This window comes from Klenkia brasiliensis, assembly GCF_900100695.1.
Lineage (GTDB): Bacteria > Actinomycetota > Actinomycetes > Mycobacteriales > Geodermatophilaceae > Klenkia > Klenkia brasiliensis.
The window spans coordinates 155860-180368 of sequence record NZ_FNCF01000007.1 but is presented as its reverse complement, the minus strand read 5'-3'; the positions used below and the strand labels follow the sequence as shown (position 1 = coordinate 180368).

Sequence of the window (24509 nt, the reverse complement as noted above, 5' to 3'; positions counted from 1 at the left end):
GAAGCGTGCGGGACGCCGCCGCCGGGGGTCAACCCCGCAGCCGGAGCACGTCCCCGGGCGCGAGCTGGGCGCAGCGGTCGACGTCGGCGTCGGCGATGTAGCCGATCACCGGGTAGCCGCCGGTGACCGGGTGGTCGGCGAGGAACAGCACCGGCCGGCCCGACGGCGGCACCTGCAGCGCCCCGCGCGCCATGCCCTCGCTGGCCAGCTCGCCGTCGCGGGCCCGGGTCAGCTCCGGGCCGGCCAGCCGCAGGCCGACCCGGTTGCTGTCGCCCGTGACCTCCCACGCCGTCCCGGTGAGCACCCGGTGGGCCGCGTCGGGGAACCAGTCCGCGCGCGGCCCCGGACGCAGCGCCACCGTCAGCTCCCGCACCGGCTCGGCCACCGGGGCCACGTCGACGCCGGGCCACGGCCGGGTCGCCGTCCCCGTGGGCAGGACGTCGCCGGCCGCCAGCGGCTCCGGCCCCAGCCCGGAGAGCAGGTCGGTGGACCGGGAGCCGAGCACCGGGGGGACGTCGACCCCGCCGCGCACCGCCAGGTAGCTGCGCAGGCCCCGGGCGGGCGGGCGCAGCCGCAGCTGCTCCCCCGCGCCCAGCCAGGCCGGCGCCGCGTACGGGGCACCGGTGCAGCGGGCGCCGGTCAGCGCGACCCACACCCCGGCGTCCGCGCGCACGACCAGCCCGCCGGCGGTGACCTCCAGCAGGGCGGCCGACGGGGCGTTGCCGACCAGCCGGTTGGCCAGCGCGGCCGACGCCCGGTCCGCCGCGCCCGACCGGCCGATGCCCTCGGCCGCCAGGCCGGGCCGGCCGAGGTCCTGCACCGTGGTCAGCGGGCCCGGTGCCAGCACGGTGAGCGTCACGGCAGCGCCGTGAACCGGATGCGCACGCCCGGGCGCAGCAGGGCCGCCGGGTCGCGGTCGACGTCGAACACGGCCAGGTCGGTCCGGCCCAGCAGCTGCCAGCCCCCGGGCGAGGCCTGCGGGTAGACCGCGCCGAACCCGCCGGCGACGGCGACCGACCCGGCCGGCACCCGGGTGCGCGGGGTGGCCCGCCGCGGCACGTCCCACCCGCCGCCGTCGGGCACCGCGTAGCCGAAGCCGGGGGCGAACCCGCCGAACGCGACGGTCCAGGCGGTGCCGGTGTGCCGGGCGACGACCTCGTCGACGTCGCAGCCCAGCGCCGCGGCGACGTCGGCGAGGTCCGCGCCGTCGTAGTGCACCGGCACCTCGACCTCCGCGCCCCGCGGCCGCGCCCCCGCGACCGGCTCGGCGGCCCGGACCCACGAGGCGACGGCGACCACCGACGTCCGGCCGGGGTCCAGCGCCACCAGGACGGTGCGGGCGGCGGGGACGACGTCCAGCACGCCGTCCGGGCGGTCGGCGAGGGCGGCGTGCAGGGCGAGCACCTCGTCGAGGTCGGCGAGCTCGACCAGCACCGCGGCGTCCCCGCTGGGCAACAGCCTCATGCGAAGGCGGCGAGCTCGACCCCCGCCGCGGTCAGCTCGGCGCGCACCCGGCGGGCGATGCCGACCGCGCCCGGGGTGTCGCCGTGCACGCAGATCGACGCCGGGGCCAGCCGCAGCTCGCCGCCGTCCACGTCGCGCACGGGTCGCCCGGTGGCCATGGCGACGCAGCGGGCGGCGATCTCGTCGGCGTCGTGCAGCACGGCGCCGGGCTCCCGGCGGGGCACCAGCGTCGCCGCGGGCGTGTAGCCGCGGTCGGCGAAGGCCTCGTCCACCCCGGTGAGCCCGGCGTCGCGGGCCAGCCGCAGGAACGCCGAGCCGGGCAGGCCCAGCACCGGCAGCGAGGCGTCGACGTCCACGACGGCCGCGACCACGGCGGCGGCCTGCTCCTCGTGGTGCACGACGGCGTTGTAGAGCGCGCCGTGCGGCTTGAGGTAGCGCACCCGGTCCCCGGCGACCCGGGCGAACGCCGACAGCGCGCCGAGCTGGGCGACGACGTCCTGGGTCAGCTCGTCGGGGTCGACGTCGATGAACCGGCGGCCGAAGCCGGGCAGGTCGCGGTAGGAGACCTGGGCCCCGATGGCGACCCCGTGCTCCACCGCGCGCTCGCAGACCCGCCGCATGGTGCGCGGGTCACCGGCGTGGAACCCGCAAGCCACGTTCGCGCTGGTGACGACCTCGAGCAGGGCGTCGTCGTCGCCGAGGGTCCAGGCGCCGAAGCCCTCGCCGAGGTCGGCGTTGAGGTCCATCAGTCCTCCGGCTCGGGCGGGACCTCCGTGCCGTCCCGGTCGGCCCACTCCAGCAGGGGGCGGAAGTCGAACACCTCGCGGTCGATGCCGGCGTGCAGGTCACCGAGCTCGGCGAAGCGGGCGGGCACGGTGGCGATGGTGAAGTCGCGGGGGTGCGCGTCGTCGACCTCGTCCCAGCGGATCGGCGTGGACACCGTCGCCTCGGCGTTGCCGCGCACCGAGTAGGCCGCGGCGATCGTGTGGTCGCGGGCGTTCTGGTTGTAGTCCAGGAAGATCGCCGTCGGGTCGCGGTCCTTGCGCCACCAGGTCGTGGTGACGTCGGCGCTGCGCCGCTCGACCTCCCGGGCGAAGGCCAGCGCACCCCGCCGGACGTCGGCGAACCCGTGCTCGGGCTCGATCCGGACGTAGACGTGCAGGCCCTTGCCCCCGCTGGTCTTCGGGAAGCCGACGGCGCCCAGCTCGTCGAGCACCTCGTGCACCACGTGCGCGACCCGGCGGACGGCGGCGTAGTCGGCGTCGGGCATCGGGTCCAGGTCGATGCGCCACTCGTCGGGCACCTCGGTGTCGGCGCGGCGGCTGTTCCACGGGTGGAACTCCACGGTCGACATCTGCACCGCCCACGCGACGTGCGCCAGGTGGGTCACGCACAGCTCGTCGGCGGTGCGGTTCCAGCGCGGGAAGTGCAGCCGCACCGTCTCGATCCACGGCGGGGCACCCGCGGGGATGCGCTTCTGGTGCACCTTGTCGCCCTCGACGCCCTTGGGGAAGCGGTGCAGCATGCACGGCCGCTCGCGGAGCCCGTTGACGATCCCGGGGCCGACGGCGAGGTAGTAGTCGAGCAGGTCCTTCTTGGTCCAGCCGTGCGCCGGGAAGTAGACCCGGTCGGGGCTGGACAGCCGGACGTCGAGCCCGTCGACCTCGACCTCGATGGCGTCGCTCACGCCGGCAGTCCTACCGCATCGGCCGACAGCTGCCACAGGTCCCGCGCGCGGCGGTCGTCGGTGGCCCACGGCATGGCCGGCGCGGTGGCCCGGTCGGCGTGGAAGCCGCCGTTGCGCCAGCCCTCGGCGGCGGTGGCCAGCCAGACCAGGGTGTCCGCGCCCTGGGCCGGGGTGCGGAAGCTGCGGGACAGCCCGAGCTTCCACGCCAGCCCGGACAGCCCGCCCGACCGGGCACCGAACGACGTGGCCACCGCGCCGGGGGTGTAGCAGGTGGCGGTGACGTCGGGTGCCCAGCGGCGGGCCAGCTCGCGGGTGAACAAGGCGTTCATCGTCTTGGCGCGGGAGTAGGCGAGCATCCCGGCGTAGGGCCGGGGCGGGTCGGCGGTCACCGTGCGCGGCAGCGGGCCGATGCGGTGCATGAACGACGACGTCGTCACCACCCGGGCGCGGGCCGCGCGCAGCGGCTCCTCGAGCAGCCGGGTCAGCAGGTACCCGGCGAGGTGGTCGACCTGGAACGTCGTCTCGAACCCGTCGGCCGTCGTCGTCCGGCGGGGGAAGGAGGCACCGGCGTTGTTGGCCAGCACGTCGATGCGCGGGTGCCGCTCCAGCAGGGTGCCCGCCAGCGCGCGGACGTCGTCGAGCCGGGCGAAGTCGACGGTGTGCCGCTCCACGGCGCGGTGGTCGTCGGGGTGGCCCTGGCGCTCGAGCTCGTCGGCGACCGCGGCGGTCTTGTCCGGCGACCGGCCCACCACGACCACCCGCCAGCCGTCGCGGTGCAGCCGGCGCGCGGCCGCCGCCCCGATGCCGTCGGAGGCACCGGTGACGACGGCGGTGCGGGGCGCGCTCAGGCCTTCGGCTCCACGAGCACGACGGGGATCTCCCGGTCGGTCTTCTGCTGGTACTCGGCGTAGTCGGGGAAGGCGGCGACCGCGCGCTCCCACCACTGCGCCTTCTCCTCGCCGTGGACCTCGCGGGCGACGCCGTCCCACACGCGCTCGCCGTCCTGCACGGTGACCTCGTCGGGGTGCGCCTTGAGGTTGAAGTACCAGGTCGGGTGCTTGGGTGCCCCGCCCTGGCTGGCGACCATGGCGTAGACGCCGTCGTGCTCGACCTTCATCAGCGGGTTCTTGCGGACCTTGCCGCTCTTCGCACCGCGCGTGGTGAACACGACGACCGGTTCGGGGCGGCCCGGGAGGGTGTTCGCCTCGCGTCCGCCGCTGCGCTCGTAGGCCTCGACCTGGTCGCGGACCCACTTCTCCGGGCTGGGCTCGTACTCGCCTTCCAGTGGCATGCCCCGACCCTAGGACCCCCCGCCCGACCCCGCCCCCGCGCGGGCGCGGAGGTGCCAGGCGGCGGCGAGCAGGACCACCGCGACCAGGGCCGCGGTCCCGCCGGCGAAGGCCGCCAGCACCGCCCCGCTGCGGACGTCGTCCTGCCCGGCCCCGCCCACCGCACCGGCGACCAGCGCGACCGCCGCCACCGCGAGCCACGCCCAGGGCACCCCGCCGGGCACCGGCCGCGCCGGGGTGCGCCGCCACCACAGCAGCACCCAGACCGCGACGGCCAGGCCGCCTGCCAGGCCGGACAGGTCCTGCAGCCAGCCGTACAGCGGCTCCCCCGCCACCTGCGACGACAACGCCGGGATGTGCTCGGGCCCCCACCGGCGCGGGTGGGTGAACTCGTCCCACAGCACGTGGGTGGCCGCACCCAGCACCACCGCCCCGGCCAGCACCACCGCCCCGGCCAGCAGCGCCGGCCCGCGGGCGCCGCCCACCCGCGGGGGGCCGGGGACCGGCAGCCGGGCGCGCAGCGGGCCGGGCGCGGTCGCGACCAGCGGCGCGGCGAGGAACCCGTGCCACAGCGCCCACAGCAGCAGCCCGCCGACCAGGTCGGTGGTCACCACGGCCAGCGCGGTGTGCGTGCGCAGACCGAGGTCGACCGGCAGGTAGTAGGGCAGGTCCGGCACCACGCTCCCGGCCACCGGCGCGGACGCGGGCAGCCGGCTGCGCAGGAACGGCAGGACGGCGGCCGGGTGGCTCAGGGTGAAGGGCACGGCCTCAGCCGGCGGCGTCCTCGGCCAGGACGTGGGCCACCAGCGCGTTGGCGTGCCCGTGGCCCATGCCGTGCTCGGACTTCAGCCAGGAGACCAGCGCCATGTGCTTGGCGTCGGGCTCGGCGGCCCGCTTCTCGCGCACCAGGTGCTGCCACTCACCGATCGGCCGGCCGTACTTCTTCTCCATCGACGGGAAGTAGCTCGCCGGGCCCTGCACCTTCTCGGTCACGACCGCCATCCTGGCGCACGGGAACCTCCCGGTGGGCGCACTCGTGCACCGGTGGCACGGCGGGCCCCTGTTCGGCAGGGTGTCCGCAGACGACGATCCAGAGGAGGACGACGTGGTGGACTTCGGGAAGTTCGCGAAGAAGGCCCAGGACGCGCTGGCGCAGGGGTCGGACCGGATCGAGGCCGCGCTCAAGGACAACGCCGGCAAGATCGAGGGCGCCGTCGACAAGGCCGGGCAGTTCGCCAAGGAGAAGATGCCCGACCGCGCCGCCCAGATCGACAACGCGACGCAGAAGGCCAAGGCCGCCGTCCCGCGGCACGAGGACGGCACCGGCAGCGCCTCGACCGCGACCGGCTACCCCGGCTCCCCGGCCACGGCCGGCGGCACGGGCGCCCCGGTGCCCCCGGTGACCCCGGTCACCCCCGCTCCGCCGGCCCCGCCGGTGCCCCCGACGCACACCGCGCCGCCGGCCCCGGCCACCCCCACCGCGGCCGACACCACCGCGCCGAGCTGGAGCCCCCCGGGCGCGGACACCCAGGCCACCCCGCCCACCCCGCCGGCGCCGCCGACGCACACCCCGCCGCCCACGCACACGCCGCCGTCCCCGACCCCCGAGGTCGACCGCGCCGCGCGCGAGCAGGGCTGACCCGGACCGGTGAGCACCCCGACCGACCCCGCTGCCACCGCGGCGGGCATCGCCGCCGGCTACGCCTCGACCGGTCCCGCCCTGGAGCTGGGCTCGGTCGTGGCCGGCGGTGCGCCGCACCCCACCGCACAGGTGCGGGTGCCGCTGTCGATGATGACCCGGCACGGGTTGGTCGCGGGTGCCACCGGCACGGGCAAGACCAAGACGCTGCAGCTGCTGGCCGAGCAGCTGTCCGCGCAGGGCGTCCCGGTCGTGCTGGCCGACGTCAAGGGCGACCTGACCGGGCTGTCCCGGCCCGGCGAGGCCGGTGACCGGGTCACCCGCCGCGCCGCCGACACCGGTGACGAGTGGACGGCGACCGGCTACCCGGTGGAGTTCCTCGCCCTCGGCGGGCTGGGCACCGGGGTGCCGGTGCGCTCCACCATCACCTCCTTCGGGCCGGTGCTGCTGAGCAAGGTCATGGGCCTGAACAAGACCCAGGAGAGCTCCCTGGGCCTGGTCTTCCACTACGCCGACCGCGCGGGCCTGCCGCTGCTGGACCTCAAGGACCTCCGGTCGGTCATCAGCTGGCTGGTCAGCGACGACGGCAAGGCCGACCTCGCGGGCCTCGGCGGGCTGTCGAAGGCGACCGCAGGGGTCATCCTGCGCAACCTCGTCGCCCTCGAGGACCTCGGCGGCGACGTGTTCTTCGGCGAGCCCGAGTGGAGCACCGCCGACCTCATGCGCACCGCCCCCGACGGCCGCGGCGTGATCAGCTCGGTCGAGCTGTCCGCCGTCGCCGACCGGCCGGCGCTGTTCTCGACGTTCCTCATGTGGCTGCTGGCCGACCTGTTCGAGGACCTGCCCGAGGTCGGCGAGGTGGACAAGCCCAAGCTGGTCTTCTTCCTCGACGAGGCCCACCTGCTCTTCACCGGCGCCAGCCCGGCCTTCCTGGAGTCGGTCACCCAGACCGTGCGGCTGATCCGGTCCAAGGGCGTCGGCGTGTTCTTCGTGACCCAGAACCCCACCGACGTGCCGCCCGCCGTGCTCGGCCAGCTGGGCAACCGGGTGCAGCACGCGCTGCGCGCCTTCACCCCGGACGACGCGACCGCGCTCAAGAAGACCGTCAAGACCTACCCGAGGTCCGACGCCTACGACATCGCCGAGACCCTGACGTCGCTGGGCACCGGCGAGGCGGTGGTGACGGTGCTGTCCGAGCGCGGTGCCCCGACCCCGGTGGCCTGGACGATGCTGCGCGCGCCGCGCTCCTTCATGGGCGCCGTCGAGCCGGCGCAGCTGCAGGCCGCCGTCGCCGCCTCGCCCCTGCTGGCCACCTACGGCACCGCCGTCGACCGGGAGTCGGCCTACGAGCGGCTGGCCTCCCGGCTGGCTCCCCCGCCGAGCGCACCGGCCCCGGCCCCGGCGCCCGCACCCGAGGAGCCGCGGGAGCCGGCCGGGCGGCCGCGGTCGCGCCGCGAGCCCGAGCCCGAGCCGGGCGTGGTGGAGCAGGTGCTGGGCTCGTCGGCGTTCAGGTCCTTCGCGCGCTCGGCGGCCTCGGCGCTGGGCCGCGAGATCACCCGCGGCATCTTCGGCACCCGCCGGCGCCGCTAGGGGTGCGGCGCGGGTCAGCCGTTGGGCGGGCGGATCAGGCTGACCACGACCAGCCCGACGAAGACGACCGCGAACGCCCACACGGGGACGCCGAGCATCCAGAACGTCAGCAGCGCGCTGGCCAGGCAGACCGCCCCGAGGACGCCCACGGTGGCCATGCGCCCCCGCACCCCCTCCGGCCTGCTCATGCCCCGAGGGTCACAGCGCAGGGTCACATCCGCATCACGGCTCGAGAAGCGTTCCCCAGCTGTGATCTGCCAGGGTGGCCCGGTGACCGAACCGAGCCCGCGCGTGGTGGTGCGCGGCGAGACCGTGCTCCGGGTGCGGCCGAGCCACGCCACGCTGTCCATCACCGCCACCGCGCGGGACAGGCGGCGCGACCGCGCCCTGGCGCTGGTCGGTGAGGTGCAGGCCGGGGTGGCCGCGCTGCTGGCCGAGCACGCCGCACTCATCACCCGCTCCTCCACCGCGGCGGTCGGCGTGCACCCCGAGCACGACGACCGGGGCCGGGTCACCGGCTACCGGGCGAGCGTCACCACCCAGGTGCGGGTCGAGGACGTCGACCGGGTCGGCGAGCTGGCCCTGGCCGCCGCCGCCCTGCCGGACTGCTCGCTGTGGGGCCCGGACTGGCGGCTGGACCGCGACGACCCCGCCCACGCGCAGGCCCGCACCGAGGCGATCGGCGAGGCGCTGTCCCGGGCCCGCGGCTACGCCTCGGCCCTGGGCAGCCGGGTCACCGCGCTGGTGGAGCTGCGCGACGTCGGCACCGGCCCCGCCGTCCCGATGATGATGGCCGCCTCGGCGCGCGCCGGGCGCGCGGGCGCGGCCGCCCTGCCCGAACTGGACCTGGAACCGGCGCTGCAGGAGGTGCACGGCGCGGTCGAGGCCGTGTTCCTCGTCTCCGCCCCCGACCTCGAGGAGCTGTAGATGGTGCGCTTCCGTGAAGGTGCCCGGCTGGACACCTCCGGCGTGCAGGACCGCCGTGGCGGCGGGGGCCGGGCCGCGGCCGTCGGCGGTGGCGGCATCGGCGTGCTGGGCCTGATCGCCTTCGTGCTCGTGCAGGTCCTGGGCGGGGGCGGCGGCTCCGGCTCCGGCTCCGGCGCGGACGTCGCGAGCATCCTGTCCCAGCTGCAGGGCGGCGGGTCGGGCACCGCCGACAACACCGAGCTCGCGCAGGAGTGCCGCACCGGGGCCGACGCCAACGACAGCGCCGACTGCGCGGCCGTCGCGATCGTCGACTCCATCCAGGACTACTGGACGACGGCGCTGCCGCAGACCAGCGGCACCGCCTACGCCGACACCCAGACGGTGTTCTTCTCCGGGTCGGTGCAGACCGCGTGCGGCGGCGCGACCAGCGGGTCGGGCCCCTTCTACTGCCCCGGCGACCAGCTGGTCTACGTCGACCTGACCTTCTTCGACCAGCTGCAGACCCAGTTCGGCGCGCGCGGCGGCACGTTCGTCGACGCCTACGTGCTGGCCCACGAGTACGGCCACCACGTGCAGAACCTGCTGGGCACCAACCAGCGGGTCACCCCGGGCGAGACCGGCCCCACGTCGGGCACGGTCCGCCTGGAGCTGCAGGCCGACTGCTACGCCGGGGTGTGGGCCAACCACGCCACCACGGTCTCCGACGACGGCCAGGAGCCGCTGATCACCGAGATCACCCAGGACGACGTCGACCGCGCCCTGGACGCCGCGAGCCGCATCGGCGACGACTTCATCCAGACCAACCTGGGCAGCGGCACCGTCGACCAGGACGCCTTCACCCACGGCTCGTCGGCGCAGCGCGAGCGCTGGTTCAGCACCGGCTACCAGAGCGGTGACCCGGGCGCGTGCGACACGTTCGGCACCGACGACCTCGGGTGAGCGACCTCCGGATCGACGTCGAGGGGCCGGTCGCCACGCTGACCGTGGACCGGCCCGCCAAGCGCAACGCGATGACCCGCGCCATGTGGGCCGCCGTCCCCGGCCTGCTCGCGCAGGTGGTGGACGACGTCCGGGTGCTGCTGGTGACCGGCGCCGGCCCGTCGTTCTGCGCCGGCGCCGACATCGGCGAGCTGCTGGGCGGGGACGACCCGGCCGACCCGATGGCCGGGCTGCGGGCGGACAACCTGGCGGCGCAGGCGGCGCTGCGCGCCTTCCCGCACCCCACCCTCGCCGTCGTCCGCGGGCACTGCATCGGCGGCGGGGTGGAGCTGGCGGCCAGCTGCGACCTGCGGTTGGCCGACGAGACCGCCGTCCTGGGGGTCACCCCGGCCCGGATCGGGGTGGTCTACCCGCCGGCACCCACCCGGGCACTGGTCGACCTGGTCGGCCCGGCGACGGCGAAGTGGCTGCTGTTCTCCGGCGAGCTGCTCGACGCCGCGACGGCGCTGCGGGTGGGACTGGTCGACGAGGTGCACCCCGCCGACCGGCTGGGTGCCCGCGCGCAGGAGTTCGCCGCCGTCCTGGCCGGCCGCTCGGCGCTGACCCAGCGGGCCACCAAGGAGATCGTGACCGCGCTGACCGAGGGCCGGGACGCCGAGCCGGTGGCCGCCCGGCGGTTCCGCGAGACCATCGCCTCCGGCGAGCTGGCCGAGGGCGTGGCCGCGTTCGCGGAGCGGCGGCCACCGCGGTTCCCGTCGGCAGGAATCAGCCCGGCCTGACGGCGTTGCAGCGGGCATGACCACCATCGGCATCATCGGCGCCGGCAACATCGGCGCCCAGCTCGCCCGCATCTCCGTCGACGCCGGCTACGACGTCGTCATCGCCAACTCCCGCGGCCCGGAGACCCTGGCCGACCTCGTCGCCGAGGTCGAGGCCCGGGACACCCGGCAGGGCTCGATCTCGGCGGCCACCGCCACCGAGGCCGGCGCCGCCGGGGAGGTCGTCGTCGTCACGGTGCCGCTGAAGAACCTCGGCGACGTCCCCGTCGAGCCGCTGGCCGGCAAGGTCGTCGTCGACACCAACAACTACTACCCCGAGCGCGACGGCCACATCGCCGAGCTCGACGACGAGAGCACCACCACCGCCGAGATGGCGCAGGCCCACCTGCCCACCTCGAAGGTGGTCAAGGCCTTCAACCACATCTACGCCCAGCACCTCACCGAGCAGCGCTCGGCCACCGGCACCGAGCACCGGCGCGCGCTGGTGATCGCCGGCGACGACGCCGACGCCAAGGCCTGGGTGGCCGACTACATCGACCGGATCGGCTTCGACACCGTCGACGCCGGCCCGCTCGCCGAGGGGTGGCGCATCCAGCGGGACACCCCCGGATACGGCCCGGAGCTCGACGCCGAGCAGCTCCGGCAGGCCCTCGGCGAGGCCAAGCGCTACCGCGACATGTGAGCCGCGGGGGCCGCGCCCGCCGTCCTCAGACGGCGAGCGCGGCCTCGTCGGCCTCGACGGCGGCGTTCCACGCCGGCTTGTCGGCGCGCCAGCCCTCCTCGGTGCGGCCGGCCCGCCAGTAGCCCGACACGCTCAGCAGCCCGCGCGGGACGTCCCAGCGGGCCCGCACCGCCCGGCGCAGCTCCCGGACGAACCCGGCCTCGCCGTGCACGAACACGTGCGGCACGCCCCCGGGCAGCTCGGCGGCCAGGACCGCCGCGGTGAGCGCGCTGCCCACCGGGTTGGCCCCGCGGTGCACCCAGGTCACGCCGGGCAGGTCCTGCTCGTCGGCCGGACCCGCCACCTCGACGAACACGTGCGCCGGCGCGCCCTCGGGCAACCGGGGCAGCGCCGCGGCGATCGCCGGCAGTGCCGAGTCGTCGCCGGCGAGCAGGTGCCAGTCGGCGTCGGCCGACGGCGCGTACGCACCGCCCGGCCCGGCCAGCTGCACCCGGTCGCCGGGCCTGGCGGCCGCGGCCCACGGACCGGCCACGCCCTCGTCGCCGTGCACCACGAAGTCGACGGTCAGCTCGCCGGCCCCGGCGTCCCACGCGCGCACCGTGTAGGTGCGGGTGACCGGCCACCACTCCTGCGGCTGCTCGGCCTGCACCGCCTCGACGTCGAAGGGCGCGCCGTAGGGCGCGCCGGCCGGCGGCAGCTGCAGCTTGACGTAGTGGTCGGTGAACTCGCCCGCGCCGAAGCCGGTCAGGCCCGCGCCGCCGAGCACCACCCGGACCAGGTGGGGCGTCAGCCGGTCGGCGCGGACCACGGTGCCCACCCGGGTGACCCGCTTCTTCTTCGGTGCCTGCGTCACGTCGCTCTCCTTAGGGTCACCTAACCCTACGCCCCCGGGATGGTTGCCCCGGCCAACGTGCGGTCCGGGTCACCCGGCGTGATGATCGCCGCGCGACCCCAGGAGGCAGCGATGGCCAGCGACACCCACGAGCTCGGCACGATCACCACCGACGTCCCCGCCCGGCTCGACCGGCTGCCCTTCTCCCGGTTCCACCGGATGGTGATCCTGGGCCTGGGCACGGTGTGGGTGCTCGACGGCCTCGAGGTCACCATCGTGGGCAGCGTCGGCGCCCGGCTCACCGAGGCCGGCAGCGGCATCTCCATCACCGCGTCGCAGATCGGGCTGGCCGCCTCGATCTACATCGTCGGGTCCTGCCTGGGCGCGCTGTTCTTCGGCCAGCTGACCGACCGGTTCGGCCGCAAGAAGCTGTTCATGCTCACCCTGGGCATCTACGTGGTGGCCACCGTCGCCACCGCCTTCGCCACCGCCCCGTGGTTCTTCTACCTCTGCCGCTTCTTCACCGGCGCCGGCATCGGCGGGGAGTACGCGGCGATCAACTCCGCCATCGACGAGCTCATCCCCGCCCGGCTGCGCGGCCGGGTCGACCTGCTGGTCAACGGCTCGTACTGGCTGGGCTCGGCCGCCGGGTCCGGCGCCTCGCTCCTCCTGCTCGACGAGGGCCTGCTGGGGGCGGGGCTGGGCTGGCGGCTGGCGTTCGGCATCGGCGCCGTCCTCGGGCTGCTGATCCTGCTGGTGCGCCGGCACGTGCCGGAGAGCCCGCGGTGGATGTTCATCCACGGCCAGGCCGACGAGGCCGACCGCACCGTGGCCGACATCGAGCGCGAGGTCGAGCGCGAGACCGGGCAGCAGCTGGAGCCGGTGGACCAGCAGCTGCAGATCCGGCAGCGGCACGTGATCCCGTTCCGGGAGATCGCGAAGGTCGCGTTCACGAAGTACCCGAAGCGCGCCGTGCTGGGGCTGGCGCTGTTCGTCGGGCAGGCGTTCCTCTACAACGGGTTCACCTTCAACCTGGGCACGCTGATGACCACCTACTTCGGCGTGGCCACCTCCACCGCGCCGGTGTTCCTCGTCGTCTACGCCGTCGGCAACTTCCTCGGCCCGGTGCTGCTCGGCCCGCTCTTCGACACCATCGGCCGCAAGCCGATGATCAGCGTCAGCTACCTGGGGTCGGCCGCGATGGCCGTCGTCATCGCCCTGGTGTTCACCGGGCTGACCGAGTGGACGTTCATCGCCCTGCTCGGCGTCACCTTCTTCCTGGCCTCGGCCGGTGCCAGCTCCGCCTACCTCACGGTCAGCGAGATCTTCCCGATGGAGACCCGGGCGCTGGCCATCGCGTTCTTCTACGCGGTGGGCACCGGCCTGGGCGGGGTCATCGGCCCGGTGCTGTTCGGCAAGCTCGTGGAGTCCGGCGACCCCGGCCAGCTCATCACCGGTTTCTGGATCGCCGCCGCGGTCATGGCGATCGGCGGGGTGGCCGAGCTGGTGTTCGGCGTGCAGAGCGAGAACGCCTCCCTGGAGGACATCGCCGACCCGCTCACCGCCGAGCGGTGAGCGCCCCGGCCCCCTAGCGTGGGGCGGCGATGACCGCCGCACCTGCCCGCCGCCGCGACCTCGACGTGGTCCGGGGCCTGGCCGTGCTGCTCGCGCTGGGCTGGCACTTCGCCCGCAAACCCACCGGGGTGCCCCCGCTGACCTGGGCGGCCTCCCCGGGCGGGGCGTTCGGCTGGGCCGGTGTCGACCTGTTCTTCGTGCTCAGCGGCTTCCTGATCGGCCGGCTGGTGTTCCTCGAGACCCAGCGCACCGGGCGGTTCGACGGCTGGCGGTTCAGCGTCCGCCGCGCGTTCAAGCTGTGGCCGGTGCTCTACCTGTACCTCGTCGTCCAGGCCGTGGCCGGCACCGGCCGCCCGGGCGACACCAGCGGATCGCTGTGGCCCAACGTCGTGCACCTGCAGAACTACCTGGGGACGTCGGTGCCCCACCTGTGGTCCCTGGCGGTGGAGGAGCAGTTCTACCTCGCGCTGGCCCTCCTGCTGCCGCTGGCCGCCCGGCGCCGCGTGCGGCCGCGCACCGTCGCCGCCGTGCTCGCCGCGGTGCTGGTGGTCGCGCTCGGGCTGCGGGTCTGGGCCACCGCGCGCGGGTGGGGTGCGGTCGACGTGCAGTGGCAGGCCCAGTTCCGGGCCGACTCGCTGGCCGCGGGCGTGCTGCTGGCGTGGGCCGCGGTGCACCGGCCCGGGGCCTTCGACGCGCTGCACCGCGCCCGGCTGCCGCTGCTGGCCGTCGTGGCCGGCGGCACCGCGTGGCTGGCCATCGTGTCCAAGTCCAGCCCGTGGGGGATGACCGCCGGCTACACGATCGCCTGGGTGTGGGCCGCGGCGATCCTGCTGCTGGTGCTCGACGCCCGCTGGGTGGACCGGGCCGGCTGGGTGTCCCGCCCGATGGCCGCCCTGGGGCGCAACTCCTACGGCATCTACGTGTGGCACGTGCTGGCCGCACAGCTCGTCATCGAGGCGTTGGGCCGCGACTACACCGACGGCGGCGGCGTCAACCTGCTGGTCAAGTACGCCGCCGCCCTCGTCGTCGGGGTGGTCGCGACGCAGCTGGTCGAGCGGCCCTCGCTGTGGCTGCGCGACCGGCTGCTGCCCGGGGTCGCTCAGACGAAGGCCGAGAAGCCCGTCACCGAGCGGCCCACGATGAGCGTGTTCATCTCCCGGGTGCCCTCGTAGGAGTACAGCGCCTCGGCGTCGTTGAAGTACCGCACGACGTTGTTCTCCAGCACGATGCCGTTGCCGCCGAACAGCTCACGGGCCATCGCCACGGTCTCCCGGCCGCGCGCGGTCACGTAGCTCTTGGCCAGCGCCGCCTGGTCGTCGCGCAGCTCGTCGGCCTCCTGCAGCTGGGCCACCCGCACCACCATGCCGAGGCTGGCGGTGACGTTGCCGAGCATCCGCGCCAGCAGGTCCTGGATGAGCTGGAAGGAGCCGATCGGCTTGCCGAACTGCACCCGCTCCTTGGCGTAGGCCACCGCGTACTCGTAGGCGCCCATCTGGCAGCCGACACCGGACCAGGCCACGCCGCCGCGGGTGACCTTGAGGACCTTGTTGACGTCCTTGAAGGTGTTGCCGCCCTCGAGCTTGTGGTCGGCGGGGATCCGGCAGTCGGTGAAGACCAGGTCGGCGTTCTGCACGGTGCGCAGCGCGAACTTGTCCTCGATCTTGGTGGCGGTGAAGCCCGGCGTGCCCTTGTCCACGACGAAGGTCTTGACCTGGTCGTCGGCCTCGTCGCGGGCGAAGACCACCACGTGGTCGGCGAAGGTGCCGTTGCCGATCCAGCGCTTGGCCCCGTCGAGCACCCACGAGTCGCCGTCGCGACGGGCGGTGGTGCGCAGACCGCGGGCGACATCGGAGCCACCCTCGGGCTCGGTCAGGGCGAAGGCCCCGATCTCGTCCATCGACATCATCGCGGGGATCCAGCGCTGCCGCTGCTCCTCCGAGCCCAGGATCATGATCGAGCCCATGGCCAGGCCGTTGTGCACGCCCAGGAAGGTCGCGATCGACGGGTCGACCCGCGAGAGCTCCAGGGCCTGGAAGCCGTTGTAGAGCTTCGAGGCCGGCGGGCGGCCCTCCCACTCGTACGCCCGGCCGACGACGTCGATCGAGGTGAACTCCGGGATGAGGTCCATCGGGAACTCCGCGGCCGCCCACGCGTCGTTCACCCGCGGCCGGACCTTGTCGTCGAGGAACTCCCGCAGCGCGAGCAGGTCCTTGCGCTCGTGCTCGGGCAGCAGCGACTCGTAGCCGAAGAAGTCCCCGGTCAGCAGGTCGGTGGTCATGGTGCGGGTCCTCCCGGTCGACGACGGCGTCTGCCTCGATGGTCCGCTGGCTACCCACCGGTAGCCACTCCAGGCACCGTGCCGGGCATCACCCTCGATAACCTCGCCGCATGGTCACCCTGGGCACGCCCCTGTCCCCGTCGGCCACCCGCGTGATGCTGCTGGGCAGCGGCGAGCTGGCCAAGGAGGTGCTGATCGCGCTGCAGCGCCTGGGCGTGGAGACCATCGCCGTCGACCGCTACGCCGACGCGCCCGGCCACCAGGTCGCCCACCACGCCCGCACCATCACCATGAGCGACCCGGAGCAGCTGCGGGCGCTGGTGGAGGCCGAGCGGCCCGACGTCGTCGTCCCCGAGATCGAGGCGATCGCCACCCCGACCCTGGTGGAGCTCGAGGCCGCGGGCCAGCGGGTCGTGCCCACCGCGCGCGCGGCCCGGCTCACCATGGACCGCGAGGGCATCCGGCGGCTGGCCGCGGAGACCCTGGGCCTGCCCACCAGCCCGTACCGGTTCTGCGACTCGCTGGAGGAGCTGCGCGCCGGCGCCGACGCGGTCGGCTTCCCGTGCGTGGTCAAGCCGGTGATGTCCTCGTCGGGCAAGGGCCAGAGCACGGTGCGCACGGCCGAGGACGTGCAGACCGCCTGGGAGTACGCGATGGCCGGCAGCCGGGTGGCCGGCACCCGGGTCATCGTCGAGGGCTTCGTCGACTTCGACTACGAGATCACCCTGCTCACGGTCCGCTCCGTGCGCGACGGGGAGACCGTCACGAGCTTCTGCGCCCCGATCGGGCACCGGCAGGAGGCCGGCGACTACGTGGAGAGCTGGCAGCCCCAGCCGATGAGCGAGCTGGCGCTGCAGCGGGCCCAGGACATCGCCGCCGCGGTCACCGGGGACCTGGGCGGGCACGGCCTGTTCGGCGTCGAGCTGTTCGTCCGCGGGGACGACGTCTGGTTCTCCGAGGTCAGCCCCCGCCCGCACGACACCGGCATGGTCACCATGGCCACCCAGTGGCAGGACGAGTTCGAGCTGCACGCCCGCGCCCTGCTCGGCCTGCCGGTGGACACCGCGCTGCGCAACCCCGGCGCCTCCGCCGTCGTCTACGGCGGGGTCGAGGCGACCGGCATCGTCTTCGACGGGGTGGAGGACGCGCTGGCGCTGCCCGGCGTGCAGCTGCGGCTGTTCGGCAAGCCCGAGAGCTTCACCCGGCGCCGGATGGGCGTGGCCCTGGCCCGTGGCGAGGACCCCGACGCCGCCCGCGCCACCGCCCGCGAGGCCGCGTCCCGGGTGCGCCCGCACGCCTGATCAGCTGCGGAACCGCTGCGCCACGGCGACCGCGTCGGCCGCCCCCGGGACGTCGGGGTCGAACTGGACGGCGCCGCGGACCGTCCGCCAGGTGCCCACCACCTCGCCGTCGGCGACCAGCATCGGCAGGAAGACCCCGTTGCCGCCGGGGACGACGGCGTCGAACCGGTCCGGTGCGACCACGAACGAGCGGTCGGTGTGGCCGAGCAGGAGCTCGTCGAAGCCGGCCAGCGCCCGGACGCCGTCGGGCTCGGCGGGGAGCGGCTCGCCGAGGGTCCACAGCACCCGGTCACCGCAGTGCAGCTCGGTCAGCTCCTCGCGGACGGCCGCGAACCCGGCGCGCACCTCGGTCAGGGTCAGCCCGCTCCACCAGGAGAGGTCGCGCTCGGACGCCGGACCGTGCCCGGCCAGGTAGCGCCGGACCAGCTCGGCGACGGCAGCCGCCCGGTCGTCGGGTGCCTGCCCGGGCGCCCACTCGTCGAGCAGCACGAAGGCCTGCTGCGGCCCGCCGGCCGTGGCACCGCGCGCCGGGCCCAGGCAGAGCAGGCCGCGGTGGGCCAGCCGGCCGTACAGGTGCGGGCCCCGCTGGCCGGTCGTGTCCACGCCGGCGGCGGTCCACGCGGCCAGCAGCTCCGGGCGGGTCATCGCTCCCCCGCCGGCCAGCTCGGCGCGGGCGACGTCGCCGGCCCGGCCGACCTGCTCCTCGGTCAGGCCCAGCTGGCGGTGCCGGGGCTCGGCGGTGCGCTGCTGCCGCTCGGCGGTCAGCGACAGCAGCAGCCGCAGGTCGGCCGGGGCCAGGGCGAACAGGGTGCCGCGCACCGGCCAGGACCGGACCACCGCGCCGGCGTCGAAGGCGGCCCACACCTCGGCGGCGGAGCTCCCGGGGACCCGGGAGCCGATCGCCCACTCGGCCTGCCGCAGGTCCTGGGCCTGCAGCGCGAGCACCCCCCGCACCGCGGCGGCGACCCCGCCCCGGGGCCGGGTCAGGCCGAGCGCGGCCAGCCGCGTGCGACGGACGGCGACGACGTCGATCTGCATCCGGGCGCTCCCCTCGGTGGGCGGCGACGGTAGCGGGTACCCCCGACAGGACCGCGCACGGCCGTCCCTCCCGGGCCGGCCGTCCACAGATCGGGTCGACCGGCGCTCGACCCGGCGCCGCTGGGGCACGCTGCTGGCCATGCGCACCCCGTGGCGGCCGGCCGCCGAGCCCGACCCGGCGGACCTGCTGCGCGCGGCCGTGCACACCGCCCGGCGCCCCGGCGCCACCGCCGACGACCTCGGCCCGTGGGTCGCCGAGCTGGGCCGCCGGTTCCCGGGGCTCGACCTGCCGCCGGCCGAGCAGGAGCTGGTCGCGGCGCTCGCCGGCCTGTGGGCGCGCGGCTGGCAACCGGCCGACGTGGTGCACGTGGTGGGCCGGCGCACCAGCCGCCGCGCGGCCCGGCTGGCGGCCGCCGCCGTCCGCGCCGAGGCCGAGGTCACCCGGGCGGCCGACCGGGCCCCGCGGCCCTGGCTGGACCAGCTCGGGGCACTGCCCCCCGCGGTCGGGCTGCGTGCCTGGCGGACCGGCACCCGCGTCGACCCGGCCACCGCGTGGTCGGACCTGGTCCGCGTGCTCGCGCTGCTGCCCACCCTGCCGTCGCTGGAGCGGCTGCTGCCCGGGCCGGCCGGCTGGCCCGCGCACCGCCGCGCCGTCGACGAGCCGGTCCGGTCGGGTCCGGTGGACGAGCGGGTCCTGGGCCGGGTCCGCGCCCTGCTGGCCAAGGCCGAGCGCACCGACTTCCCGGAGGAGGCCGACGCCCTCACCGGCAAGGCGCAGGAGCTGATGAGCCGGCACGCCATCGACGCCGCCGTGCTGGCCGGCGCGCAGGCGGTCGACCTCGGGGCCGGCGTGGTCGCCCGCCGGCTGCACCTGGACGACCCGTTCGCCACCGCGAAGTCGCAGCTGCTGCACGCGGTCGCCGCGGCCAACGGCTGCCGCGTCGTCCGGCTCGGCGACCTGGGCATGGCGACCGTCGTGGGCCTCCCCACCGACCTGGAGCTGGTCGACCTGCTGTTCACCTCGCTGCTCCTGCAGGCCACCCGCGCGCTGGCCGACGCCACGCGCGGCGGGCCGGGCTCGGCGGTGTTCGGCCGCGGGTTCCTGCTGGCCTACGCGGCACGCATCGGCGAGCGGCTCGCCGCGGCCGGGGAGCGGGCCGCCGCGGCGGCCGCCGGGGAGCACGGCGCCGCGCTGGTCCCCGCCCTCGCCCGGCGCGACGCCGCGGTGGAGCACCGGCTCGCCGAGCTGTTCCCCCGGCTGCGGTCGAGCCGCCGCCGCACGGTCGACCCCGCGGGGTGGTGGGCCGGGCGGGCCGCGGCCGACCGCGCCGACCTCGGGTCCGGGCCCGCCGCGCCGCGGCTGGGCCGGTGAGGTCAGCCGCGGGCCGGGCCGGTCGAGGTGCGCACCACCAGCCGGGTGGGCACGACCACGGGGCCGGGCGCGGTCCCTCCCGCCATCCGCGCGAGCAGGACGTCGACGCACCGGCGGCCCACCTCGGCGAAGTCCTGGTGCACCGTCGTCAGCGGCGGGTGCAGGTACTCGGCCTCGGCGATGTCGTCGAAGCCGACCACGCTGACCTGCCCGGGCACGTCGACGCCGGCCTCGGCCAGCGCCCGCAGCAGGCCCAGCGCCATGTGGTCGTTGGCCACGAAGACACCGGTGACCTCGGGGTGGTCGCGGCGCAGCGCCTGCCCGGCGGCGTAGCCCGAGCGGGCGCTCCAGTCCCCCGGCAGCGGGTCGCGGACGGCCAGCCCGGCGTCGGCCAGCGCCCGGCGCCAGCCGTCGACGCGGGCCTCGGCCTCGATCCAGTCCTGCGGTCCGCGCACGTGCGCGACCTCCCGGTGCCCGAGCTCGACCAGGTGCCGGGTGGCCTGCCGGGCACCCTCGACCTGGTCCACCACCACCGACGGCACCCCCGGCGCGGCGCCGCCCTCGACCGCGACGGCCGGCAGGTCGGTGGGCAGCCCCACCATCACCTGCACCGCGGCCTGCTGGGGCGCCAGCACCACCACCCCGCAGACCGACTGCGCGACCAGGCGCTCGACCGCGTCGGCGAAGGCCTGCGGCTCCGGGTCGGGGACGGTCACCACGTGCACCTCGTAGCCGGCCGTCCGGGCGGCCTGCTCCAGGCTGAACAGCGTGCTCGCCGGCCCGTGCAGGGTGGTGTCGAAGGCGATGACCCCGATGGTGTCGGACTGCCGGCGGGCCAGGGCGCGAGCGGTCAGGTTCGGCCGGTAGCCCAGCTCGGCCATGGCGGCGAGCACCGCCTCCCGGGTCTGCTCCCTGACGTAGGGGTGCTCGTTGACCACCCGCGAGACGGTCTGGTGCGACACCCCGGCCAGGCGCGCGACGTCGGCCATCACCGGCCGCGCGGCACGGTGGTCGCCGCCCTCGCCGGTGCCCTCCGCCATGCAGGCATCGTGGCACGGCTCACTGTTAGCGTTCACAGCCCCACCGACCCCCGGGAGACGACGTGACCACCCCCGCCCCGACCGGCGCCCAGCACGAGCTCGTGCGGGGCGACGTGCGCGCCGTCGTCACCGAGGTGGGCGGCGGCCTGCGCGAGCTGACCGTCGCCGGCCGGCCCCTGGTCGCCGGGTTCGGCGTCGACGAGGCGCGGCCGCTGTTCCGCGGCTCGGTGCTGGCGCCCTGGCCCAACCGGGTGGGCGGCGGCCGGTACGCCTTCGCCGGCGAGGAGCAGCAGCTGGTGGTCACCGAGCCCGAGCGGGGCCACGCGCTGCACGGGCTGGTCTGCTGGAGCCCGTTCACCGTGCTCGACCGCACGGCGTCCAGCGCACGGCTGGGCACCCGCATCTGGCCCCAGCCCGGCTGGCCGCACCTGCTCGACGTCGTCGTCGGCTACGAGCTCACCGACACCGGGCTGCGCTGGACGGTCGAGGGCGCCAACGCCGGGGCCGCCCCGGCGCCCTGGGGCAGCTCGGTGCACCCCTACCTCGTGGCCGGCGAGGGCGGGGTCGACGACTGGGAGCTCGAGCTGGCCGCCGGCCAGGTGCTCACCGCCGGGCCCGGCCAGCTGCCGACCGGGCTCGTCGAGGCGGCCGGCGCCGGGCTGGATCTCCGGGCGCGCGCCCTGCGCGGTCTCGAGGTCGACCACGCCTTCACCGGGTTCGGGGCCGGCCGGACGACTGCGCGGGTGTGGGCGCCGTCGGGCACCGGGGTCGCCGTGCACTGGGACGCGGCGCAGCTGCCGTGGGCGCAGGTCTACACCTGCGACCGGCCGGGCACCCCCGCCCACCGCGGGGGGCTGGCCGTCGAGCCGATGACCTGCCCGCCCGACGCGCTGAACTCCGGCACCGACCTCGTGGTGCTCGACCCCGGCGCCAGGCACACCGCGACGTGGGAGGTCGAGGCGCTCAGCCGCTGACCCGCGCCACCGAGGCCGAGGCCGGCACGGCGCCCGGGTGCAGCACGGCGGCGACCGCCTCCACGCCCTCGACCAGCCGCGGGCCCGGGCGGACGACCAGCCCGTCGGCGTCGATCGCCCACACCGGCCGGCCGGGGAGGTGGGCCGCGACGTCCCGCGCCTGCTGCACCGCGGCGTCCAGGCCGTAGCCGCACGGGGCAACGAGCACGACGTCCGGGTCGTCGGCGTCGATCGCCGCCCACGTCGTGGGGACGCTCCGGGCGCCGCTGGTCGCGCCGACCGGGTCGCCGCCGGCCGCGGTCACCAGGTCGGGCACCCAGTGGCCGGCCGTGAAGGGCGGGTCGGTCCACTCCACGACCGCCACCCGGGGGCGGGGCCGCCCGGCCACCGCGGCCGCGACGGCGTCCAGCCGGGCCCGCAGACCGGCGACCAGCGCGGCGGCGCGCTCCGGCACCCCCGCCGCCCCGCCGACCGCGGTGACGGTGTCCAGCACGTCGTCCAGGGTGTGCGGGTCGAGGGTGAGCACGGCGGCCGTCGTGCCGAGGTGGGCCAGCGCGTCGCGGACCGTGCCCGCCGGCAGGGCGCAGACCGCGCAGAGGTCCTGGGTGATGACCAGGTCCGGGGCGAGGTCGGCCAGCGCCCCGGCGCGCAGGGTGTAGAGGTCCTCCCCCGCCGCCACCGTCGCGCGCACCGCGGCGTCGACCTCGCCGGGCGTGAGCCCCGCGGTGTCCAGCCCGCCGACCACCACCGTCGCGCGGTCGCGGATGCCCACCGGTCGGTCGCACTCGAAGCTGACGCCGACCAGGTCGTCGGCCAGGCCCAGGGCCGCCACGACCTCGGTGGCCGAGGGCAGCAGGGAGACCACGCGCATGCCCCGACGGTAGGTCGTAGCGTCGGGCCATGGACCTCCCCGCCGCCCTGCTGGCGCTGCTGCGCTCGCCCGCACCCTGCTTCGTCGCCACCCTGATGCCCGACGGCGGCCCGCAGCTGACCCAGACGTGGGTCGACGCCGACGACCGGGGCCGCATCCGGATCAACTCCGTCGCCGGGTTCCAGAAGGTGCGCAACGTCGAGCGCGACCCCCGGGTGGCGCTGAACGTCGCCGACCCGGCCGACCCGTCGCGGTACTACGCCGTCCGCGGCCGGGTCGTGGACGTCACGGCCGACGGCGCCGTGGAGCACATCGAGGCGCTGGCGCAGAAGTACCTGGGCGGGCCCTACCCCTGGTACGGCGGCCGGGACCAGCAGCGCCTGGTGATCAAGGTCGAGGCCGACTCGGTGCACTCCCCGCAGGGCTGACCGCCCGGGCTCACCTGGTCGCGGTGAGCAGCAACGCCGTCATCGGCGCCTCCACCGGGTGGTCGCCGAACCGCCGGGCGACCTCGGCGACCAGGTCGGCGGCGGCGCCCTCGGTGCTCCCCTCGCGCTCGAGCACCTCGATGCCCAGCGGGGTCCCGGCGAGGAAGGCCCGCACGACCCCCGACGCCGACGGCGCCCGGCTGACCAGGGCGACCGTCTCCACCTGCACGTCGCGGAACCCGGCGGCCGTGGCGTCGGCCGCCACGCGGTCGGGGTCGCCGTAGCCGTGCGGGGTGCGCCCCACGAACGTCGTGGTGGCGTCGGGCCACCGGGCCCGGAGCGCCGCGTCGAGCGCGGCGGCCAGCCCGTTGCCGGCGAGGTGGCCCCAGACGGCGACCACCAGCCGGCCGCCGTCGACCAGCACGCGCCGTGCCTCGCGGTGCGCGGCCACCGGGTCGGGGACGAACATCAGGCCGAACTGCGAGGTGACCACGTCGACGGTGCAGTCCCCGGCCGGGAGGGCGAGCGCGTCGGCCTGCTGCCAGCGCACCCCGGGTCGGGCCGAGATGCGTGCGGCCAGCTCGACCATGGCCGGGCTGAGGTCGGTGGCGAGGACGTCGGCACCGGGCAGCCGGGCGGCGAGCGCCCGGGTGAGGACACCGGTCCCGGCGCTGACCTCCAGCACCCGGCGGGGCCCCGACGCGGCGACCCGGTCGGCCACGACCGCGGCGTAGGGCTCGAACAGGACCGGGACCAGGCCGTCCTCGTAGGCGGCCGGCATCGAGCCGTGGAAGGAGGTGGCGGCGTGGCTCACGATGGGCTCCGGTCTGGCGGGTCCACCGCAGCACACTCCCGCACGGCCCCGCCGTCAAGACCGGTCCAGCACCTCCCGGGCCACCTGCTCGGCGAACGGGTGGCCGAACAGCCCGGGCAGGCCGCCGGTGTGCAGCCAGACGGTGCGCTCACCGGGGCGGACGGCGCCCTCCTGGACGGCGGCGACCAGGCCGGCGAGGGCCTTGCCGGTGTAGGTCGGCTCCAGCACCAGCCCCTCGGTGGCGGCCGCCGTGCGGATGGCGTGCTCGGCGGCGGTCGTCAACGCGCCGTAGCCGTCCCCCACCTGGTCGGTGCGCAGCCGCAGGCCCGCGGCCGAGCCGCCCAGCGCCGCGACCAGCGCGGCCACCCGGGCCTCCGGGTCGGGGACCGCGCCGGTGTGCACGCCGAGCACCCGGGCCGCACCCAGGCCGGCGACCAGCCCGGCCATCGTGCCGCCGGAGCCGACGGCGGTCACCACGTGCACGGCGTCCGGTGCCTGCTCGGCGAGCTCGGCGGCGCAGGTCAGGTAGCCGCGGGCCCCGGTGACCGACGACCCGCCCAGCGGGATGACGGAGGGCCGCTCCCCCGCCTCCCGCAGCTGGGCCACGACGTCGTCCACCGCCGGGCCCACCACCACCCGGGCGCCGAACAGCCCCTCCAGGGCCAGGTTGCCGGGGTGCCGCGGGTCGGGGTCCCCGGAGAGCACCAGCACGCAGCCCAGCCCGCGCCGCGCGGCGGCCGCCGCGGTCATCCGGGCGTGGTTGCTCTGTACGCCACCCTCGGTGACCAGCACCGTCGCGCCGGCCCCCTCGGCCTCGGCGAACAGGTGCTCGAGCTTGCGGATCTTGTTGCCGCCGCCGAGGTCGGTCAGGTCGTCCCGCTTCACCCACAGGTCGGCCGGGTGCAGGCCGATCGCCCGGGCGAGCCGCGGGGCGGGGTCCAGCGGGGTGGGCCAGCGCGAGAGCGGGACGGTCACGGCTGGATCGTCGTG

28 protein-coding genes are annotated in these 24509 nt (G+C 76.2%); 12 read left to right on the top strand and 16 right to left on the bottom strand.

What is annotated here, in order from left to right; genetic code table 11:
- Positions 1 to 28: 28 nt before the first annotated feature.
- Genes BLT39_RS19645 through BLT39_RS19610 form a run of 8 tightly spaced genes read right to left on the bottom strand, consistent with a single transcriptional unit; the run spans position 29 to position 5433 of the window.
- Complete coding sequence (locus BLT39_RS19645; protein WP_091068020.1) at positions 29 to 859, bottom strand: 5-oxoprolinase subunit C family protein; 831 nt, start codon at positions 857 to 859, stop codon at positions 29 to 31.
- The gene (locus BLT39_RS19640) at positions 856 to 1464 is read right to left on the bottom strand and encodes a 5-oxoprolinase subunit B family protein (RefSeq protein WP_091068016.1); all 609 of its coding nucleotides are present in this window, start codon (positions 1462 to 1464) and stop codon (positions 856 to 858) included. Before BLT39_RS19640 ends, BLT39_RS19645 begins: the two co-directional genes overlap by 4 nt.
- A complete protein-coding gene (locus BLT39_RS19635) occupies positions 1461 to 2210 on the bottom strand; it encodes a LamB/YcsF family protein (protein ID WP_091068012.1) in 750 nt (249 codons plus the stop codon). The genes BLT39_RS19640 and BLT39_RS19635 overlap by 4 nt, the downstream gene beginning before the upstream one ends.
- Positions 2210 to 3151, bottom strand: a complete 942-nt coding sequence (gene ligD, locus BLT39_RS19630; protein ID WP_091068010.1) for a non-homologous end-joining DNA ligase — start codon at positions 3149 to 3151, stop codon at positions 2210 to 2212. The genes BLT39_RS19635 and ligD overlap by 1 nt, the downstream gene beginning before the upstream one ends.
- A complete protein-coding gene (locus BLT39_RS19625) occupies positions 3148 to 4092 on the bottom strand; it encodes an SDR family NAD(P)-dependent oxidoreductase (protein ID WP_207508197.1) in 945 nt (314 codons plus the stop codon). The genes ligD and BLT39_RS19625 overlap by 4 nt, the downstream gene beginning before the upstream one ends.
- On the bottom strand, positions 3996 to 4442 hold the full coding sequence (locus BLT39_RS19620) for a nitroreductase family deazaflavin-dependent oxidoreductase (protein ID WP_091068004.1): 447 nt from the start codon (positions 4440 to 4442) through the stop codon (positions 3996 to 3998). The genes BLT39_RS19625 and BLT39_RS19620 overlap by 97 nt, the downstream gene beginning before the upstream one ends.
- A gap of 9 nt (positions 4443 to 4451) precedes the next feature.
- Positions 4452 to 5204, bottom strand: a complete 753-nt coding sequence (locus tag BLT39_RS19615) for a DUF4184 family protein (RefSeq protein ID WP_091068000.1) — start codon at positions 5202 to 5204, stop codon at positions 4452 to 4454.
- Positions 5205 to 5208: 4 nt separating this feature from the next.
- Positions 5209 to 5433: a DUF4287 domain-containing protein gene (locus tag BLT39_RS19610; protein WP_091068157.1), complete on the bottom strand. Its 225-nt coding sequence runs from the start codon at positions 5431 to 5433 to the stop codon at positions 5209 to 5211.
- Between the two features lie 112 nt (positions 5434 to 5545).
- On the opposite strand from BLT39_RS19610, the gene BLT39_RS19605 reads away from it, so the two are divergent.
- Both BLT39_RS19605 and BLT39_RS19600 read left to right on the top strand, forming a co-directional pair.
- On the top strand, positions 5546 to 6079 hold the full coding sequence (locus tag BLT39_RS19605) for an antitoxin (RefSeq protein ID WP_091067997.1): 534 nt from the start codon (positions 5546 to 5548) through the stop codon (positions 6077 to 6079).
- 9 nt (positions 6080 to 6088) lie between these two features.
- Positions 6089 to 7669, top strand: a complete 1581-nt coding sequence (locus tag BLT39_RS19600; protein WP_091067994.1) for a helicase HerA-like domain-containing protein — start codon at positions 6089 to 6091, stop codon at positions 7667 to 7669.
- Positions 7670 to 7683: 14 nt separating this feature from the next.
- Here the strand turns inward: BLT39_RS19600 and BLT39_RS22605 are convergent, their stop codons facing one another.
- Positions 7684 to 7857 (bottom strand): hypothetical protein, encoded by a 174-nt coding sequence (locus BLT39_RS22605; protein ID WP_165640343.1) that lies wholly within the window; start codon positions 7855 to 7857, stop codon positions 7684 to 7686.
- 82 nt (positions 7858 to 7939) lie between these two features.
- Here BLT39_RS22605 and BLT39_RS19595 point away from each other — a divergent pair, with 82 nt between their 5' ends.
- Genes BLT39_RS19595 through BLT39_RS19580 form a run of 4 tightly spaced genes read left to right on the top strand, consistent with a single transcriptional unit; the run spans position 7940 to position 10996 of the window.
- On the top strand, positions 7940 to 8596 hold the full coding sequence (locus BLT39_RS19595; RefSeq protein ID WP_165640342.1) for an SIMPL domain-containing protein: 657 nt from the start codon (positions 7940 to 7942) through the stop codon (positions 8594 to 8596).
- Complete coding sequence (ypfJ, locus tag BLT39_RS19590) at positions 8597 to 9535, top strand: KPN_02809 family neutral zinc metallopeptidase (protein WP_242658557.1); 939 nt, start codon at positions 8597 to 8599, stop codon at positions 9533 to 9535.
- Positions 9532 to 10314 carry an enoyl-CoA hydratase/isomerase family protein gene (locus BLT39_RS19585; RefSeq protein ID WP_091067989.1) on the top strand — a complete coding sequence of 261 codons (783 nt, stop codon included), beginning with the start codon at positions 9532 to 9534 and terminating at the stop codon, positions 10312 to 10314. The genes ypfJ and BLT39_RS19585 overlap by 4 nt, the downstream gene beginning before the upstream one ends.
- A gap of 16 nt (positions 10315 to 10330) precedes the next feature.
- Positions 10331 to 10996: an NADPH-dependent F420 reductase gene (locus tag BLT39_RS19580; protein ID WP_091067985.1), complete on the top strand. Its 666-nt coding sequence runs from the start codon at positions 10331 to 10333 to the stop codon at positions 10994 to 10996.
- Positions 10997 to 11021: 25 nt separating this feature from the next.
- Here BLT39_RS19580 and BLT39_RS19575 read toward each other — a convergent pair whose 3' ends face one another.
- A complete protein-coding gene (locus BLT39_RS19575) occupies positions 11022 to 11849 on the bottom strand; it encodes a siderophore-interacting protein (RefSeq protein WP_207508193.1) in 828 nt (275 codons plus the stop codon).
- 111 nt (positions 11850 to 11960) lie between these two features.
- Here BLT39_RS19575 and BLT39_RS19570 point away from each other — a divergent pair, with 111 nt between their 5' ends.
- Positions 11961 to 13403 carry an MFS transporter gene (locus BLT39_RS19570; protein WP_091067982.1) on the top strand — a complete coding sequence of 481 codons (1443 nt, stop codon included), beginning with the start codon at positions 11961 to 11963 and terminating at the stop codon, positions 13401 to 13403.
- 29 nt (positions 13404 to 13432) lie between these two features.
- A complete protein-coding gene (locus tag BLT39_RS19565; protein ID WP_091067978.1) occupies positions 13433 to 14575 on the top strand; it encodes an acyltransferase family protein in 1143 nt (380 codons plus the stop codon).
- Here BLT39_RS19565 and BLT39_RS19560 read toward each other — a convergent pair.
- Positions 14503 to 15681 carry an acyl-CoA dehydrogenase family protein gene (locus BLT39_RS19560; protein WP_091067975.1) on the bottom strand — a complete coding sequence of 393 codons (1179 nt, stop codon included), beginning with the start codon at positions 15679 to 15681 and terminating at the stop codon, positions 14503 to 14505. The genes BLT39_RS19565 and BLT39_RS19560 overlap by 73 nt on opposite strands.
- A 110-nt stretch (positions 15682 to 15791) precedes the next feature.
- Between BLT39_RS19560 and purT the strand changes: the two genes are divergently transcribed.
- Positions 15792 to 16982, top strand: coding sequence for a formate-dependent phosphoribosylglycinamide formyltransferase (purT, locus tag BLT39_RS19555; RefSeq protein ID WP_091067973.1), 1191 nt, complete (start codon positions 15792 to 15794; stop codon positions 16980 to 16982).
- Here purT and BLT39_RS19550 read toward each other — a convergent pair whose 3' ends face one another.
- Positions 16983 to 18020, bottom strand: a complete 1038-nt coding sequence (locus BLT39_RS19550) for a winged helix DNA-binding domain-containing protein (RefSeq protein WP_165640341.1) — start codon at positions 18018 to 18020, stop codon at positions 16983 to 16985.
- A gap of 139 nt (positions 18021 to 18159) precedes the next feature.
- Between BLT39_RS19550 and BLT39_RS19545 the strand changes: the two genes are divergently transcribed.
- Positions 18160 to 19392, top strand: coding sequence for a DUF2786 domain-containing protein (locus BLT39_RS19545; protein ID WP_091067963.1), 1233 nt, complete (start codon positions 18160 to 18162; stop codon positions 19390 to 19392).
- A gap of 2 nt (positions 19393 to 19394) precedes the next feature.
- Here the strand turns inward: BLT39_RS19545 and BLT39_RS19540 are convergent, their stop codons facing one another.
- Entirely contained in the window at positions 19395 to 20432 is a 1038-nt protein-coding gene (locus BLT39_RS19540) for a LacI family DNA-binding transcriptional regulator (RefSeq protein WP_207508191.1), read from the bottom strand.
- 62 nt (positions 20433 to 20494) lie between these two features.
- Between BLT39_RS19540 and BLT39_RS19535 the strand changes: the two genes are divergently transcribed.
- Positions 20495 to 21406 (top strand): aldose 1-epimerase family protein, encoded by a 912-nt coding sequence (locus BLT39_RS19535; protein WP_091067959.1) that lies wholly within the window; start codon positions 20495 to 20497, stop codon positions 21404 to 21406.
- Here BLT39_RS19535 and BLT39_RS19530 read toward each other — a convergent pair.
- Positions 21396 to 22277, bottom strand: coding sequence for an ABC transporter substrate-binding protein (locus tag BLT39_RS19530; protein WP_091067956.1), 882 nt, complete (start codon positions 22275 to 22277; stop codon positions 21396 to 21398). The genes BLT39_RS19535 and BLT39_RS19530 overlap by 11 nt on opposite strands.
- A 29-nt stretch (positions 22278 to 22306) precedes the next feature.
- On the opposite strand from BLT39_RS19530, the gene BLT39_RS19525 reads away from it, so the two are divergent.
- Entirely contained in the window at positions 22307 to 22705 is a 399-nt protein-coding gene (locus BLT39_RS19525; protein WP_091067954.1) for a TIGR03618 family F420-dependent PPOX class oxidoreductase, read from the top strand.
- Between the two features lie 10 nt (positions 22706 to 22715).
- Here the strand turns inward: BLT39_RS19525 and BLT39_RS19520 are convergent, their stop codons facing one another.
- A complete protein-coding gene (locus BLT39_RS19520; RefSeq protein WP_207508189.1) occupies positions 22716 to 23519 on the bottom strand; it encodes a class I SAM-dependent methyltransferase in 804 nt (267 codons plus the stop codon).
- 54 nt (positions 23520 to 23573) lie between these two features.
- The gene (locus BLT39_RS19515) at positions 23574 to 24494 is read right to left on the bottom strand and encodes a pyridoxal-phosphate dependent enzyme (RefSeq protein ID WP_091067951.1); all 921 of its coding nucleotides are present in this window, start codon (positions 24492 to 24494) and stop codon (positions 23574 to 23576) included.
- Positions 24495 to 24509 lie beyond the last annotated feature (15 nt).